14 protein-coding genes are annotated in these 14,836 nt (G+C 66.7%); 13 read left to right on the plus strand and 1 reads right to left on the minus strand.

Annotated elements, in window-relative coordinates:
* The first annotated feature begins 10 nt into the window (after positions 1-10).
* The 13 genes from nuoL to prs all read left to right on the plus strand — a co-directional run bounded on the left by nuoL (position 11) and on the right by prs (position 13,774).
* Complete coding sequence (gene nuoL / locus P2T65_RS07845; RefSeq protein ID WP_055458342.1) at positions 11-1,969, plus strand: NADH-quinone oxidoreductase subunit L; 1,959 nt, start codon at positions 11-13, stop codon at positions 1,967-1,969.
* Positions 1,969-3,480: an NADH-quinone oxidoreductase subunit M gene (locus P2T65_RS07850; RefSeq protein ID WP_276199540.1), complete on the plus strand. Its 1,512-nt coding sequence runs from the start codon at positions 1,969-1,971 to the stop codon at positions 3,478-3,480. The genes nuoL and P2T65_RS07850 overlap by 1 nt, the downstream gene beginning before the upstream one ends.
* 10 nt (positions 3,481-3,490) lie before the next feature.
* Entirely contained in the window at positions 3,491-4,936 is a 1,446-nt protein-coding gene (nuoN, locus tag P2T65_RS07855; RefSeq protein ID WP_276199541.1) for an NADH-quinone oxidoreductase subunit NuoN, read from the plus strand.
* Positions 4,937-4,955: 19 nt separating this feature from the next.
* A complete protein-coding gene (locus P2T65_RS07860) occupies positions 4,956-5,753 on the plus strand; it encodes a biotin--[acetyl-CoA-carboxylase] ligase (protein ID WP_245282562.1) in 798 nt (265 codons plus the stop codon).
* A gap of 17 nt (positions 5,754-5,770) precedes the next feature.
* Entirely contained in the window at positions 5,771-7,444 is a 1,674-nt protein-coding gene (locus tag P2T65_RS07865; RefSeq protein WP_063186284.1) for a ribonuclease J, read from the plus strand.
* 30 nt (positions 7,445-7,474) lie between these two features.
* Positions 7,475-7,879 carry a methylmalonyl-CoA epimerase gene (gene mce / locus P2T65_RS07870; RefSeq protein WP_063186286.1) on the plus strand — a complete coding sequence of 135 codons (405 nt, stop codon included), beginning with the start codon at positions 7,475-7,477 and terminating at the stop codon, positions 7,877-7,879.
* A gap of 94 nt (positions 7,880-7,973) precedes the next feature.
* Complete coding sequence (locus tag P2T65_RS07875) at positions 7,974-8,204, plus strand: DUF1467 family protein (protein ID WP_276199542.1); 231 nt, start codon at positions 7,974-7,976, stop codon at positions 8,202-8,204.
* A 429-nt stretch (positions 8,205-8,633) separates the two neighbouring features.
* Positions 8,634-9,956: a proline--tRNA ligase gene (proS, locus tag P2T65_RS07880; RefSeq protein WP_063186288.1), complete on the plus strand. Its 1,323-nt coding sequence runs from the start codon at positions 8,634-8,636 to the stop codon at positions 9,954-9,956.
* 25 nt (positions 9,957-9,981) lie between these two features.
* Positions 9,982-11,262 (plus strand): lipoprotein-releasing ABC transporter permease subunit, encoded by a 1,281-nt coding sequence (locus P2T65_RS07885; protein ID WP_276199543.1) that lies wholly within the window; start codon positions 9,982-9,984, stop codon positions 11,260-11,262.
* Positions 11,263-11,268: 6 nt separating this feature from the next.
* Positions 11,269-11,961: an ABC transporter ATP-binding protein gene (locus P2T65_RS07890; protein WP_019403679.1), complete on the plus strand. Its 693-nt coding sequence runs from the start codon at positions 11,269-11,271 to the stop codon at positions 11,959-11,961.
* A 112-nt stretch (positions 11,962-12,073) separates the two neighbouring features.
* On the plus strand, positions 12,074-12,493 hold the full coding sequence (locus tag P2T65_RS07895) for a DUF3775 domain-containing protein (protein WP_055458333.1): 420 nt from the start codon (positions 12,074-12,076) through the stop codon (positions 12,491-12,493).
* Between the two features lie 26 nt (positions 12,494-12,519).
* The gene (locus P2T65_RS07900) at positions 12,520-12,735 is read left to right on the plus strand and encodes a ChaB family protein (protein ID WP_276199544.1); all 216 of its coding nucleotides are present in this window, start codon (positions 12,520-12,522) and stop codon (positions 12,733-12,735) included.
* Between the two features lie 10 nt (positions 12,736-12,745).
* Positions 12,746-13,774 carry a ribose-phosphate diphosphokinase gene (prs, locus tag P2T65_RS07905; RefSeq protein WP_063186292.1) on the plus strand — a complete coding sequence of 343 codons (1,029 nt, stop codon included), beginning with the start codon at positions 12,746-12,748 and terminating at the stop codon, positions 13,772-13,774.
* On the opposite strand, the gene P2T65_RS07910 is transcribed toward prs, so the two are convergent.
* Positions 13,710-14,819, minus strand: a complete 1,110-nt coding sequence (locus P2T65_RS07910) for a hypothetical protein (RefSeq protein ID WP_276199545.1) — start codon at positions 14,817-14,819, stop codon at positions 13,710-13,712. The genes prs and P2T65_RS07910 overlap by 65 nt on opposite strands.
* Positions 14,820-14,836 lie beyond the last annotated feature (17 nt).

Consider the following 14,836-nt stretch of genomic DNA (forward strand, 5'->3'; position numbering starts at 1 on the left):
GGCCGCGATCATGTATCACGCGATCGTCTTCCTGCCGCTTGCCGGCTTCCTGATCGCTGGCCTTGCCGGCCGGTTCATCGGCGCGCGGGCAAGCGAGGTCGTCACGACCTCGGGCCTGTTCGTCTCCTGCCTCCTGTCGTGGATCGCCTTCTTCGACGTCGGCTTCGGCGAGGGGGCGACGCGCGTCGCGGTGGCGAGCTGGATGGTCTCCGGCGACCTCGTGGTCGACTGGGCCTTCCGCATCGATACGCTCACGGCCGTGATGCTGATCGTCGTGACGACGGTCTCCTCGCTCGTCCATCTCTATTCCATCGGCTACATGCACGAGGATCCGGCGAGGCCGCGCTTCTTCGCCTATCTCTCGCTGTTCACCTTCGCCATGCTGATGCTGGTGACGGCCGACAACCTCGTGCAGATGTTCTTCGGCTGGGAGGGCGTCGGCCTCGCGAGCTACCTGCTCATCGGCTTCTGGTACGAGAAGCCGTCGGCCAATGCCGCCGCGATCAAGGCCTTCGTCGTCAACCGCGTCGGCGACTTCGGCTTCCTGCTCGGCATCTTCCTCGTTTTCGTGCTGTTCGGCGCGGTCACCTTCGACGGCATCTTCCCCCGCGTGGCGGAATTCAACGAGGCGACCTTCCGCTTCCTCGGCTACGAGTGGCACGCGCTGACGCTGGCGAGCCTCCTGCTCTTCATGGGCGCCATGGGCAAGTCGGCGCAGTTCCTGCTGCACACCTGGCTGCCGGACGCCATGGAAGGCCCGACCCCGGTCTCCGCCCTCATCCATGCGGCGACGATGGTGACGGCCGGCGTGTTCATGGTCGCGCGCATGTCGCCGGTGTTCGAATATGCCCCGACGGCGCTGTCGGTCGTCACGGTGGTCGGCGGCATCACCGCCTTCTTCGCCGCGACCGTCGGCCTCGTGCAGAACGACATCAAGCGCGTCATCGCCTATTCGACCTGCTCGCAGCTCGGCTACATGTTCGTCGCTCTCGGCGTCGGCGCCTACGGGGCGGGCATCTTTCACCTCTTCACGCACGCCTTCTTCAAGGCGCTGCTGTTCCTCGGCGCCGGCTCGGTCATCCACGCGATGCACCACGAGCAGGACATGCGCCACATGGGCGGCCTTCGGAAGCACATTCCCTTCACGGCGGCCATGATGACGATCGGCACGCTGGCGCTGACGGGTTTCCCGTTCACGGCGGGCTACTTCTCGAAGGATGCCATCATCGAAGCGGCCTATGCCTCCCACACGCCGGGGGCCAACTTCGCCTTCCTCGCTACGGTCATCGCTGCGTTGTTCACGTCCTTCTATTCCTGGCGCCTGTACTTCATGACCTTCGAGGGCAAGGCGCGCTGGGCCGAACACGGCCATGACGACCATGGCCATGGCCACGGTGACCACACGCCGCACGAGAGCCCGCTTGTGATGCTCATCCCGCTCGCTGTCCTGGCGATCGGCGCGGTCGTTGCCGGCTTCGCCTTCAAGGAAGCCTTCATCGGCCACGACTACGACCACTTCTGGAAGGGCGCGCTCTTCACTGGTGCCGACAACCACATCCTGCACGAAATGCACGAGGTGCCGGGCTGGGTTGTCGCCTCGCCCTTCGTGATGATGATGCTCGGCTTCCTCATCGCGCTGTGGTTCTACATCATCAACCCGCGCATGCCGGCGATCGTCGCGGGGCAGCAGCCGCTCCTCTACCGGTTCCTGCTCAACAAGTGGTACTTCGACGAGATCTACGACGTCCTGTTCGTGCGTCCGGCGATGTGGCTCGGCCGCTTCCTCTGGAAGAAGGGTGACGGCTGGCTCATCGACGGTTTCGGGCCGGACGGCGTCTCCGCCCGTGTCGTCGACGTCACCAACCGCGTCGTGCGCCTGCAGACCGGCTACGTCTACCACTACGCCTTCGCGATGCTCGTCGGTGTCGCGGCTCTCGTCACCTGGTACCTCATCGGGGGCACGCACTGATGTTCGGCCTCGGTCTCCTTTCTGGTCTCCTCATCCTGCCGCTCGTCGGTGCCGCCTTCATCCTCATGGTGCGCGGCAGCGAGGAGGCGGTGCGCTCCAACGCCCGCTCCGCGGCGCTGGTGACGACGCTCGCGACCTTGGTCCTCTCGCTCGTCGCCTGGGGACGGTTCGACACGGCGAGCGCCGCCTTCCAGCTCACCGAGGACCATGCCTGGCTGACGGAGGCCATCCGCTTCCGCCTCGGCGTCGACGGCTTCTCGATGCCGTTCGTCCTGCTGACGACCTTCCTGATGCCCTTCTGCATCCTGGCGTCGTGGACCTCGATCGAGAAGCGGGTGAAGGAATACATGGTCGCCTTCCTCGTGCTCGAGACGACGATGATCGGCGTCTTCGTGGCGCAGGATCTTGTCCTGTTCTACCTGTTCTTCGAGGCCGGCCTTATCCCGATGTTCCTCATCATCGGCATCTGGGGTGGCAAGCGGCGCATCTACGCCAGCTTCAAGTTCTTCCTCTACACGCTGCTCGGCTCGGTGCTGATGCTCATCGCCATCATGGCGATGTATTGGGACGCCGGCACGACCGACATCGCGGCGCTGCTCAAGCACCCCTTCGCCCCGGCGATGCAGACGTGGCTGTGGCTCGCCTTCTTCGCCTCCTTCGCGGTGAAGATGCCCATGTGGCCGGTCCACACCTGGCTGCCGGACGCGCACGTCGAGGCGCCGACAGCAGGGTCCGTCATCCTCGCCGGCATCCTCCTCAAGATGGGCGGCTACGGTTTCATCCGCTTCTCCATCCCGATGTTTCCGGAGGCCTCGGCCGATTTCGCGCCGCTCGTCTTCGCCCTGTCCGTCATCGCGATCATCTACACCTCACTCGTCGCGCTGATGCAGGAGGACATCAAGAAGCTCATCGCCTATTCGTCGGTCGCCCACATGGGCTTCGTGACCATGGGCATCTTCACGATGACCACCCAGGGCATCCAGGGCGCCATGTTCCAGATGGTCAGCCATGGCCTCGTCTCGGGCGCGCTCTTCCTGTGCGTCGGCGTGATCTACGACCGCATGCATACACGCGAGATCGCGGCCTATGGCGGCCTCGTGCAGCGCATGCCGCGCTATGCGGTTGTGTTCATGGTCTTCACCATGGCCAATGTCGGCCTGCCGGGCACCTCGGGCTTCATCGGCGAGTTCCTGTCGCTCGCGGGCGCCTTCAAGGCCAATCCCTGGGTCGCAGTGCTCGCCACCTCGGGCGTCATCCTCTCGGCTGCCTATGCCCTGTGGCTCTACCGCCGCGTCGTCTTCGGCGTGATCGAGAAGGACAACCTGAAGACGATCACCGATCTCAACACCCGTGAGATGGTCGTTCTCGTGCCGCTGCTCGTGCTGGTCATCTGGTACGGCCTGCAGCCCGGCGCCATTCTCGATGTCTTCGCCGCTCCGACGGCGGAACTGCTCAAGTCCACCGAGGCCGCGCTGGCAACCGCCAAGTCCGTGGCCCTGACGCTTCACTGAGGTTCAGCCGATGGCCGCCGTCCCGATGTTCGCGCTCGCTCCGGCCCTGCCGGAGATCGTCCTGGCTGCCGCCGCGCTCCTTCTCGTGCTCATCGGCGCGCTGAGGGGCGAGCGTGCTGCCGGCCTGATCGAGGCGCTCACACTCGTCGCCATTCTCGCCGCCGGCTTCTTCGTGGTGACGCAGGGCGGCGAGCGGGTGGAGACCTTCGGCGGCTCCTTCGTCGTCGACGGCTTCGCGCGCTTCGCCAAGGTGCTGACGCTGGTCGGCTCGGCCGCGGCCTTGCTGATGTCGGGCGACTACCTGCGCCGGGCGGGCATCAACCGCTTCGAATATCCCATCCTCATCCTGCTGGCGACGACCGGCATGATGATGATGATCTCGGCCAACGACCTCATCGCACTCTATCTCGGCCTCGAGCTGCAGAGCCTCTCGCTCTACGTCGTCGCAGCCATCGACCGCGACAATGCCCGTTCGAGCGAGGCGGGCCTCAAGTATTTCGTGCTCGGCGCCCTGTCCTCGGGCATGCTGCTCTACGGCGCGTCGCTGATCTATGGCTTCACCGGCACGGTCTCCTTCACCGGCATCGCCCAGGCCCTGCAGGGCGAGGGGCACACCGGCGCGATCTTCGGCCTTGTCTTCATCGCTGCCGGCCTCGCCTTCAAGATCTCGGCCGTGCCCTTCCACATGTGGACGCCGGACGTCTACGAGGGCGCGCCGACGCCGGTCGCCGCCTTCTTCGCGGCGGCGCCCAAGATGGCGGCGATGGCGCTCCTGGTGCGCGTCTTCATTACGGCCTTCCCCGGCATCGTCGATCAGTGGCGGCAGATCATCGTCTTCGTCGCCATCGCCTCCATGGCGCTCGGCGCCTTCGCTGCCATCGGCCAGCGCAACATCAAGCGCCTCATGGCCTATTCGTCCATCGGCCACATGGGCTACGCGCTCGTCGGCCTTGCCGCCGGCACGGCGGAGGGCGTGCAGAGCGTGCTCGTCTACATGGCGATCTATCTCGTCATGACGCTCGGCACCTTCGCCTTCATCCTGTCCATGCGGCGGGAGGAGGGGCCCGTCGAGGGGATCTACGATCTCGCCGGCCTTGCCCGCACGCAGCCCTATGCTGCTTATGGCCTGACGATCCTGTTCTTCTCGCTCGCGGGCATTCCGCCGCTCGCCGGCTTCCTCGCCAAGTGGTATGTCTTCGCGGCCGCCGTCGAGGCGCAGCTCTATTCGCTTGCCGTCATCGGCGTGCTCGCCAGCGTCGTCGGCGCCTACTACTACATCCGCATCGTCAAGATTATGCACTTCGACGAGCCGGCGGGCGCGGCCTTCACCCCGATGGCGGCCGGCCAGAAGGTGATCTTCGCCCTCGCCAGCATCATTATCGTCGTCCTGATGCTGCCCGGCGCTCCGGGGCCGTTGAACAGCGTCGCGCTCGCCGCCGCTCGCTCGCTGTTCTGACGGGGCCGGCGACACGGACGTGGAACGCGGGAGCATCTCGCAGGAGGCGCGCGACGCCGGCTTCGATGCCGTGATGCTGGCGACGACCACCTCGACCAACGACGAGGCTCTTGAGCGGGCCTCGTCGCAAGGGGCGGACCGCCTCTGGGTCGTGGCGCGCGAGCAGACGAGCGGCCGCGGCCGCCATGGCCGGCAATGGGCCTCGCCGCCCGGAAATCTCTACGCCAGCCTTGTCCTGAGCGAACCGTGCGATCCGCCGAAGGCGCCGCAGCTCGGCTTCGTCGCGGGCCTCGCTTTGCACGATGCGGTCGCGGGCGTCACCGGGCTCGCGGCGCCACGGCTGGTGCTCAAATGGCCGAACGACCTGCTGATGGATGGCGGCAAGCTGTCCGGCCTCATTCTCGAGGGGCACAGGCTCGGGCCGGACAGGCATTTTGCCGTCATCATCGGCATGGGCCTCAACGTTGCCCACAAGCCGGCCGATACACCTTATCCGGCGCGCTGCCTCGCCGAGGCCGTCGGAACGGTGGACGTGAGCGACGTTTTCCGCGCATTGTCGGCGAGTTTCGCCTATAGGCTGAGGCAGTGGGACCGGGGGCTCGGCTTCGCCCTGACGCGCGAAGCCTGGCTCGCCCGCGCCGCCGGCATCGGCGGGCCGGCGCGGGTGCGCCTGCCGGGCGGCGAGCTCAGCGGCACCTTTGCCGGGCTCGACAGCGCCGGCCGGCTGCTGCTCGATACCCCGGACGGGCGCCGGACGATCGATGCGGGAGATCTTTATCTCGGTCTCGCCGACATGGCATCTCAAGGATGCGACTGAAGGAGGATTGAGAGGGCATGGCCTCACGCGATGACGACGGCCTCGTATTCGTAGCGCTCGGTGGTCTCGGCGAGATCGGCATGAACGCCGGTCTCTACGGCTTCGGGCCGGCGCGCCGGCGCAAATGGCTGCTCGTCGACTGCGGCATCGCCTTCGCTGGCGAGGATGTGCCGGGCGTCGATCTCATCTTCCCCGACATCCGCTTCCTCGAGGAGGAGAGGGACAACCTCGTCGGCATCGTCATAACCCATGCGCACGAGGACCATATCGGCGGCCTCGCCGAGCTGTGGCCGCGCCTTGGCGCGCCCGTGGTGTGCACGCCCTTCGCGGCGGGGCTCCTGGAGGTCCGCCGCCTCGGCGAGCCCGGCGCGCCCAAGATCCCGCTGAACGTGGTGGAGCAGGGCGGTCGCGTCACCCTCGGCCCCTTCGACATCGAATTCGTCGCCGTCGGTCATTCGATCCCTGAATCGAATGCGCTCGCCATCCGCACGCCGCTTGGTACCGTCGTCCACACCGGCGACTGGAAGCTCGACCCGCATCCGGGCGTCGGCCGGCCGACGGACGAGAAGCGGCTCACGGAAATTGGCGACGAGGGCGTGATCGCGCTCATCTGCGATTCGACCAACGTCTTGCGGGATGGCGTCAGTCCCAGCGAGGCGGACGTCGCCAAGACCCTGATGGAGGTCATCCGCGAGGCGCCGGAGCGCGTGGCCGTGACGACCTTCGCCTCCAACGTCGCGCGCCTGCGCGCCGTGGCCGAGGCGGCCGCGGCCTGCGACCGCGAGGTCGTCGTCTTCGGCCGGGCGATGGACCGCGTCATCGACGTCGCGACCGAGCGCGGCTATCTCGCCGGCCTGCCGCCGTTCCGCTCGGCTGAGACCTTCGGCTACCTGCCGCGCAACAAGGTGGTCGCATTGCTCACGGGTAGCCAGGGCGAGCCGCGGGCCGCGCTCGCCCGCGTCGCGAATGACGAGCATCCCGACATCGCACTCTCCGCCGGCGATCGCGTGATCTTCTCCTCTCGCACCATTCCGGGCAACGAGAAGGCGGTCGGCCGCATCATCAACAATCTCGTCACGCGCGGCATCGAGGTGATCACCGATCGGGACGCGCTCGTCCACGTCTCCGGCCACCCGCGCCGCGGCGAGCTCGCCGCCATGTATCGCTGGGTGCGGCCGAAGGTGCTCGTGCCGGCGCACGGCGAGGCCCTGCACCTCACCGAACAGGCAAAATTCGCCCGCGCCGAGGGCATCGGCAGCGTGGTGCGGGCCATGAACGGCGAGATGGTTCTGCTCGCGCCCGGCAAGCCGGCCGTCGTGGACGACGTGCCCGTCGGCCGCCTCTACAAGGACGGGATGATCGTCGTCAGCGCCGGCGAGGCCACCATCGGCGAGCGGCGCAAGCTCGCCTTCGCCGGCGTCGTCTCCGTCGCCATCGCCCTCGACGCCAAGGGCGAGATCGTCGGCGAGGCGCAGGTGGAGGTCAGCGGCCTGCCGCCCGCGACGCGCGAGGGCGAGCCGATGTTCGAGCTCGTCGCCGATGCTGTGGCCGACGTGCTGGACGGGCTACCCAAGGCGCGCCGGCGCGACCCCGATGCGGTCGCGAATGCCGTCGAGCGCGCGGTGCGGGCGGAAGTGCGCCATGCCTGGGGCAAAAAGCCAACGTGCCACGTGCACGTGATCGTCGTATGAGGTGAGGGTTCCGTCAGCCGGGAGAGCCTCATGATCGGCCGCCTCAACCACGTCGCCATCGCTGTCCGCAATCTCGAAAGCGCCTGCGCCGTCTACCGGGACACCCTCGGAGCACGCCTGTCGCCGGCCGTTCCGCAGCCGGAGCATGGCGTCACCACGGTATTCATCGAACTGCCGAACACCAAGATCGAGCTGCTGGAGCCTCTGGGCGCCGATTCCCCGATTGCCCGCTTCCTCGAGCGCAATGCCGATGGTGGCATCCACCACATCTGCTACGAGGTAGACGACATCATCGCCGCGCGCGACCGGCTGGTGGAGAAGGGCGCGCGCGTGCTCGGCAGCGGCGAACCGAAGATCGGCGCGCACGGCAAGCCTGTGCTCTTCCTCCACCCCAAGGACTTCTGCGGTACGCTCGTCGAGCTGGAACAGGCCTGAGCGACCGTCCTAGATCCGGACCCGTCGGGTTGCTTCAACCTGATCGGTGGATCCGTCTCCATTGCCGAGAACCCAAGCGGAGCGGGTAGACCCGATGACCATTGCGACCTGGCTGGCCCTCTATTTCATCATCTGGTGGACGGTTCTGTTCGCTGTCCTGCCCTTTGGCGTGCGCAGCCAGTTGGAATCGGGCGAGGTGACGAGCGGCACGGAGCCCGGCGCGCCGGCGAAGCCCCGACTCTTCAAGAAGGTGCTGGCGACCACCGTCGTCTCGGCCATCGTCCTCGCGCTCGTGAAGGTCGCGCTGGCGCTCATCGAACTGTGACATAAGGGGGTAGGAAACGCGGTTGGTTGCGCGTGAAACCGTGTCTTCCAACAAAAAAGCAAGGCTGACGCCTTGCTGTTGGAGTTTCTTCTCGAACCCGTAACGCCTGTTCATTCGGAACAACGGGGTGCTCTCGCACCTCTCGACGTCGCCTGGGCTTCCTCCCGAGACCTGGACCGCAGTTCCCCGCTCTGTGAATGGCGGCGGGGACTTTCGATCGGGTAACAATGCATAGTCGATCGTTCACCACTTGTCACCCATTTGTGCAGGGGCTGCCCGCATTTTTTGCATGGTGTTGTCACACATGGGTCGAATGGCGGTGCGTTGGTCGGCGAATCGCAAAGCCAGCCTTGTCTTTTGCCGTGCGGCGGTGTTGTCTCAGCAAACGACTCGCTTCCCCTTCCACACAAGCCCGGTTGCCGGTTTCTCATGCGTCTCAGCCGCTATTTTCTGCCCACGCTCCGCGAAGATCCCAAAGAGGCGGAGATCGTTTCCCATCGCCTGATGCTGCGGGCAGGACTCATCCGGCAGCAATCGGCGGGGATCTATTCCTGGCTGCCGATCGGCCTCAAGGTCCTGAACAAGATTGCGGCAATCGTACGGGAGGAACAGAACCGTTCCGGCGCCGTCGAACTCCTGATGCCGACCATCCAGTCGGCCGATCTGTGGCGTGAATCGGGGCGCTACGACGCCTACGGCAAGGAGATGCTGCGCATCACCGACCGGCACGAGCGCGAGATGCTCTACGGGCCGACGAACGAGGAGATGATCACGGACATCTTCCGGTCCTACGTGCGCTCCTACAAGGACCTGCCGCTCAATCTCTATCACATCCAGTGGAAGTTCCGGGACGAGATCCGGCCGCGCTTCGGCACCATGCGCTCGCGCGAATTCCTGATGAAGGATGCCTATTCCTTCGACATCGACCAGGCCGGCGCGCGCCATTCCTACAACAGGATGTTCGTCGCCTACCTGCGCACCTTCGCCCGCCTCGGCCTCAAGGCCATCCCCATGCAGGCGGATACGGGCCCGATCGGCGGTGACCTCAGCCACGAGTTCATCATCCTTGCCTCGACGGGCGAGAGCGAGGTGTTCTGCCACCGCGACTTCCTCGACTTTCCGATCCCGGCCGCGGACACGGATTTCGACGACGTCGCCGGCCTTCAGTCGATCGTCGACAAGTGGACGTCGCTCTACGCCGCGACCTCCGAGAAGCACGACGAGGCCGCCTTCGCTGCTATTCCGAATGACCGGAAGGTGTCGGCGCGTGGCATCGAGGTCGGCCACATCTTCTATTTCGGCACGAAATACTCCCTGCCGATGAAGGCGACGGTGACCGGGCCGGACGGCAAGGAGCATCCCGTGCACATGGGCTCCTACGGCATCGGCCCGTCGCGGCTCGTCGCCGCCATCATCGAGGCCAGCCACGACGAGGCCGGCATCGTCTGGCCGGATCCGATCGCGCCTTTCGACGTCTCGCTCATCAACATCAAGGTCGGTGACACAGCGACGGACGAGGCCTGCGCGCATCTCCATCGGGCGCTCGCCCTGCGCGGCCTCGACGTGCTGTACGACGACCGGGACGAGCGTCCCGGAGCCAAGTTCGCGACGGCCGACCTCGTCGGCATGCCGTGGCAGATCCTCGTCGGCCCCAAGGGGCTTGCCGACGGCAAGGTGGAGGTGAAGCGCCGCGCCACGGGCGAGCGCGAGCTTCTGTCGATCGAGGATGCCGTGACGCGGATCGCGGGCTGACGGCGAGGCAGGGGCGGGGAGCGGCATGAGCGGACGCGCGGCCGAGAGCGGTTCGACGAGACCCTTTGCGCTCTTCGAGTGGCTGCTGGCGGCCCGCTATCTGCGGGCGCGCCGGCGCGAGGGCTTCATCTCCGTCATCGCCGGCTTCTCCTTCCTCGGCATCATGCTCGGGGTTGCGACGCTGATCGTCGTGATGTCGGTGATGAACGGCTTCCGCAAGGAACTGCTGGACAAGATCGTCGGTGTGAACGGCCACATGTTCATCCAGCCGATCGATTCCCCGCTCACCGACTTCGACGCCGTGTCGAAGCGGCTCGCCGACCTCTCGGGGATGAAGCTCGTCGTGCCGATGGTGGAGGGCCAGGCGCTCGTCTCCTCCACCGCGGCCTCCGGCGGCGCGCTGGTGCGCGGGGTGCGCGAGGCCGACATCGCCAGCATTCCCTTCATCGCCGATACCATCCGGCAGGGCACCCTGCGCGATTTCGACGAGAAGGGCGGCGTCGCTATCGGCCGGCGCATGGCCGAATATCTCGGCCTTCGTGTCGGCGATTCACTCACCATCGTCTCGCCGCGCGGCGCCGCGACGGCCTTCGGCACCGCGCCGCGGATCAAGGCCTACCCCATCGTCGCGGTGTTCGAGATCGGCATGTCCGAGTTCGACAACACCTTCGTCTACATGCCGCTCGGCGAGGCGCAGGCCTATTTCAACCGGGACGGCGACGTCAGCGTCATCGAGGTCTTCCTGAACAATGCCGATGATGTCGGCGCCATGCGCCCGCGCATCGAAGAAGCCGCGGGCCGGCCGATCATGATCACCGACTGGCGCCAGCGGAACCGCACCTTCTTCGGTGCGCTCGAGGTCGAGCGCAACGTGATGTTCCTCATCCTGACGCTGATCGTGCTGGTGGCGGCCCTCAACATCGTTTCCGGCCTCATCATGCTGGTGAAGGACAAGAGCGAGGACATTGCCATCCTGCGCACGATGGGGGCGACGCGCGGCGCCGTGATGCGAGTCTTCCTCATCACAGGCGCCTCCATCGGCATTGTGGGAACGCTCGCCGGCTTCCTGCTCGGCCTCACCCTCGCATGGAACGTGGAGGCGATCCGCAGTTTCCTGTCGCAGCTGACGAGTTCCAACCTCTTCCCGGCAGAGCTCTATTTCCTCAGCCGCCTGCCGGCTGAGATCGACCCCGGTGAGGTGACGACCGTGGTGCTCATGGCGATCGTCCTGTCGCTCGTGGCAACGCTCTACCCGAGCTGGCGGGCGGCGCGCCTCGACCCCGTCGAAGCCCTTCGCTACGGGTGAGACGGCATGACGACGCCCCAGACGCCGGCCCTGTTCCTCTCCAAGATCGAACGCCGTTACCCCCAGGGCGAGACGATGCTCGACATCCTGCGCGGCGCGGACCTCGCCGTGTGGCCAGGCGAGATCGTCGCGCTGGTTGCGCCGTCCGGCACAGGCAAGTCGACGCTGTTGCACATCGCCGGCCTCCTGGAGCATCCCGATAGCGGCGAGGTCTACGTCGGCGGCGAGCCGACGACGGGGCTCGACGATGCCGGACGCACGCGCCTGAGGCGCCTCGATATCGGTTTCGTCTACCAGTTCCACCACCTGCTGCCGGAGTTCTCGGCGCTCGAGAATGTCGCCCTGCCACAGCTCATCCGCGGCTTGGCGCGCCGGGAGGCGGAGGCCCGCGCCGCCGAGGTGCTGAGCTTCCTCGGTCTCGGCGAGCGCCTCGTCCACCGGCCGGCGGAGCTCTCCGGTGGCGAGCAGCAGCGCGTCGCCATCGCCCGCGCCGTGGCCAATGCGCCGCGGGTGCTCCTCGCCGACGAGCCGACCGGCAATCTCGATCCGAAGACGTCGGACTACGTCTTTTCGATGCTGGTCGCGCTGGTGCGTGCCTCGCGCCTCGCGGCGGTCATCGCGACCCATAATCTCGACCTTGCCGCACGCATGGACCGTCGCGTCACCATCCGCGACGGCCTCGTGGTCAGCCTCGACTGAGGGGACGGCACACATTGCGCCATTGATTCTGCGCAATGGCTGGCTGCAAGATAGGACACATGCTGGTGGGGACCTGCAGGCACCGTCGTCTGCGGAATCGGGGAGCCACACCATGCCGAGGCCGCCGAATCTCTCCATTGCACTGGACAAGGTCTGCTTCATCATCATCAAGGCGCGCCAGTTCGACGTGAAGGACGACGTCACCGAGCCGCACCCTGCCTCGAACGCCAGTGATGACGGCATGCGCTCGGTGCTGGAGGACCATCGCGACGATCCCGTGGCGGCCGAGCTCGCCGCTGCCATTGCCGCGCTCAACGAGGATGAGCAGATCGATCTCGTGGCACTGGCCTGGCTGGGGCGCGGCGATGCCGGCCTCGACGGCTGGGTGGACCTGCGGGCCGAAGCCGAGCGCGCGCATAACACCCGCACGGCCCGCTACCTCATGGGAATCCCGCTGCTTGCCGACTATCTGGAGGAGGGGCTGTCGCAGTTCGGCCTGTCTTGCAGTGACATGGAGAGCGAGCACCTCTGATCCTTGCGGCATCGCGCGAGGTTGCCATGCCGTACCGCGACAACAGCGACCTGCCACCGGCCGTGCGCGCGCATCTGCCGGCGCATGCACAGGACATCTATCGGACGGCCTTCAACAGTGCCTTCGCCGATCATTCAGATGACCCCCGGCGGGAGGAAAGCGCCCATCGCATTGCATGGGCGGCCGTCAAGCGCTCCTATGTCAAGCGGGGTGAACTCTGGGTTGCCCGCGATGGTCGATAGGAGGCTCGCGATGCCGCCAGCCACGATTTGGTCACCCGCCGATGTACGGTCCATTGCAGCCGACCGGCTGAAGATCTTTGCGCTTGTCGGCTCGCAGGATCTCGGGCACGCGGTCGCGCGCCTTATCGGGCAGGAGCTGGCCCGGCACGAGGAGCGGGATTTCGAGGACGGCGAGCACAAGGCGCGGCCGCTCGAGCCCGTTGCCGGTGCCGATGTCTATGTTATCCACTCGCTGCATGGCGGCCCGGATGGAAGCGCCAACGACAAGCTGTGCAGGCTCCTCTTCTTCATCGGCGCCCTCAAGGATGCAGGCGCAGCGCGCGTCACGGCCGTCACGCCCTATCTCTGCTATGCGCGCAAGGACAGGCGCACCAAGGCGCTCGATCCCGTCATCACGCGCTATGTCGCCGGCCTTTTCGAGGCCATGGGGACCGATGCGGTCGTCGCGCTCGACGTGCACAACGAAACCGCCTTCGAGAACGCCTTCCGTCTGCCGACGGTGGCGCTTTCGGCGGCCCCGCTGCTCGTCCGCCACCTCGCCGCGGGCCTTGCAACGGAGCCGCTGTGCGTTGTCTCGCCCGATCTCGGCGGCGGCAAGCGGGCTGATCTGTTCCGCGAGGTGCTGGAAGCGGTGACGGGCCGCGCGGCGGGCAAGGCTTTCGCCGAGAAGCGGCGCAGCGGCGGCATCGTCTCTGGGGATCTTTTCGTCGGCGAGGTCGCGGGCGCGACCTGCATCATCGTGGACGACCTCGTCAGCACGGGCGGCACATTGGCGCGTGCCGCGAAGGCAGCCCGGGCGGGCGGCGCACGGAGCGTCATCGCCTGCGTGACGCACGGCCTGTTCATGCCGGGCGCCGAGACGGCGCTCGCGGATCCCGCCATCGATCGTGTCGTATCGAGCGACAGCGTGCCGCCGTTCCGGCTGCCGCAAGGGCCTGTACGCGACAAGCTCGACGTCGTGCCCGTTGCGCCGCTCATCGCCGAGGCGATCGCGCGGCTGCACACCGGCCAGGCACTCGCCGATCTGTTCGTCTATTGAGAATGCGCTCGAGCCGTCCTGCATCGGCAAGGGCAAGATCGATGTAGGTGCGCGCGAGGCGTGGCCATTTCTCCGGCGTGCGGGGCTCGGCATCGAGAAGGTGGGTGATGGCGAGGCGCGCCCGCAGCAGGGCCCGGTAGCTGCGATAGAACAGGAAGAGGCCGTTGCCACGGCGGTCGCCGAGCAGACGCGCGAGGCGGTGCCGCAGCGCTTCTCCTGCCCAGCCAACGCCAAGCCGCTCGCATTCGAGATGGAGGAAGGCGATTTCGTCGAGCGGGTCGAGCGCACGCAGCGGTTCCGAAAACTCGAGGCAGTCGATGACGATAACGGGATCGGTCAGCCAAATGTGCTCGGGTCTGAGATCCCCATGCGCCTCCACGACCCGGCGCGCCCGCCGGACAAGAATGCCCGGTCGTCGGGCAAGGAAGGCGCGCTGCGCGCGGCAGATGCGCGCGATCGTGCCTTCCGGGAGGTGAAAGCGCGGATCGCGCAGGAGCTGCTCGTTCTCGAGCAAGGCTCGCCGCCAGCGCGCCAGATGCACGGCGGGGGCGACGGGAAGGCGGCGAACCCGCCGGTAGAATGTCGCGAGCCGAGCGGCGAGGCGCTCTGCGTCCGCCCGCGTCAGGTGCTGCTCGCGGGCGTGGGTCTCGAGGGTATGGCGCTCGTCGAGACGGCGCATGAGGACGAGCCAGTCGACGATCGTTCCGACCGCGCCGAAGGACAGGCCGTCCGGCGTCCGCCTGAGCGGCATGACATCCAGATAGACGTCGGGCGCAAGGCGGCGGTTCAGCGCCAACTCGGTGCGGCAGGCCGCAGCCCGCCGGTCGGTAGTCGAAAAATCGAGACAGGCGGACCGCACGGGCTTCTTGAGCTTGTAGACGTGCCCCTCGGTCAGGAACAGCCAGGACATGTGCGTCTCGCGCGCCTCGACGGTGCTGGCGGGCAGGGCAAGACACTCCGGCTGACTGAGGAAACGCACCTTGTCCGCAAACGGAACATCCGGCGCGGTCTCGGCCGTGAGACGCGGTGTCGAAGGCGCGAACATGCGGTAAGGTTATAGAC

It is taken from the genome of Chelatococcus sp. XZ-Ab1 (assembly GCF_029309855.1).
GTDB lineage: Bacteria > Pseudomonadota > Alphaproteobacteria > Rhizobiales > Beijerinckiaceae > Chelatococcus_A > Chelatococcus_A sambhunathii.

What these genes read in the sequence shown, in the direction of transcription:
- nuoN (WP_276199541.1), top strand. Translation starts at nt 3,491, where the DNA reads ATGGCCGCCGTCCCGATGTTCGCGCTCGCTCCGGCCCTGCCGGAGATC.
- prs (WP_063186292.1), top strand. Translation starts at nt 12,746, where the DNA reads ATGCCGCCAGCCACGATTTGGTCACCCGCCGATGTACGGTCCATTGCA.
- P2T65_RS07890 (WP_019403679.1), top strand. Translation starts at nt 11,269, where the DNA reads ATGACGACGCCCCAGACGCCGGCCCTGTTCCTCTCCAAGATCGAACGC.
- nuoL (WP_055458342.1), top strand. Translation starts at nt 11, where the DNA reads ATGTATCACGCGATCGTCTTCCTGCCGCTTGCCGGCTTCCTGATCGCT.
- P2T65_RS07895 (WP_055458333.1), top strand. Translation starts at nt 12,074, where the DNA reads ATGCCGAGGCCGCCGAATCTCTCCATTGCACTGGACAAGGTCTGCTTC.
- P2T65_RS07910 (WP_276199545.1), bottom strand. Translation starts at nt 14,819, where the DNA reads ATGTTCGCGCCTTCGACACCGCGTCTCACGGCCGAGACCGCGCCGGAT.
- P2T65_RS07865 (WP_063186284.1), top strand. Translation starts at nt 5,771, where the DNA reads ATGGCCTCACGCGATGACGACGGCCTCGTATTCGTAGCGCTCGGTGGT.
- P2T65_RS07900 (WP_276199544.1), top strand. Translation starts at nt 12,520, where the DNA reads ATGCCGTACCGCGACAACAGCGACCTGCCACCGGCCGTGCGCGCGCAT.
- proS (WP_063186288.1), top strand. Translation starts at nt 8,634, where the DNA reads ATGCGTCTCAGCCGCTATTTTCTGCCCACGCTCCGCGAAGATCCCAAA.
- mce (WP_063186286.1), top strand. Translation starts at nt 7,475, where the DNA reads ATGATCGGCCGCCTCAACCACGTCGCCATCGCTGTCCGCAATCTCGAA.
- P2T65_RS07850 (WP_276199540.1), top strand. Translation starts at nt 1,969, where the DNA reads ATGTTCGGCCTCGGTCTCCTTTCTGGTCTCCTCATCCTGCCGCTCGTC.
- P2T65_RS07875 (WP_276199542.1), top strand. Translation starts at nt 7,974, where the DNA reads ATGACCATTGCGACCTGGCTGGCCCTCTATTTCATCATCTGGTGGACG.
- P2T65_RS07885 (WP_276199543.1), top strand. Translation starts at nt 9,982, where the DNA reads ATGAGCGGACGCGCGGCCGAGAGCGGTTCGACGAGACCCTTTGCGCTC.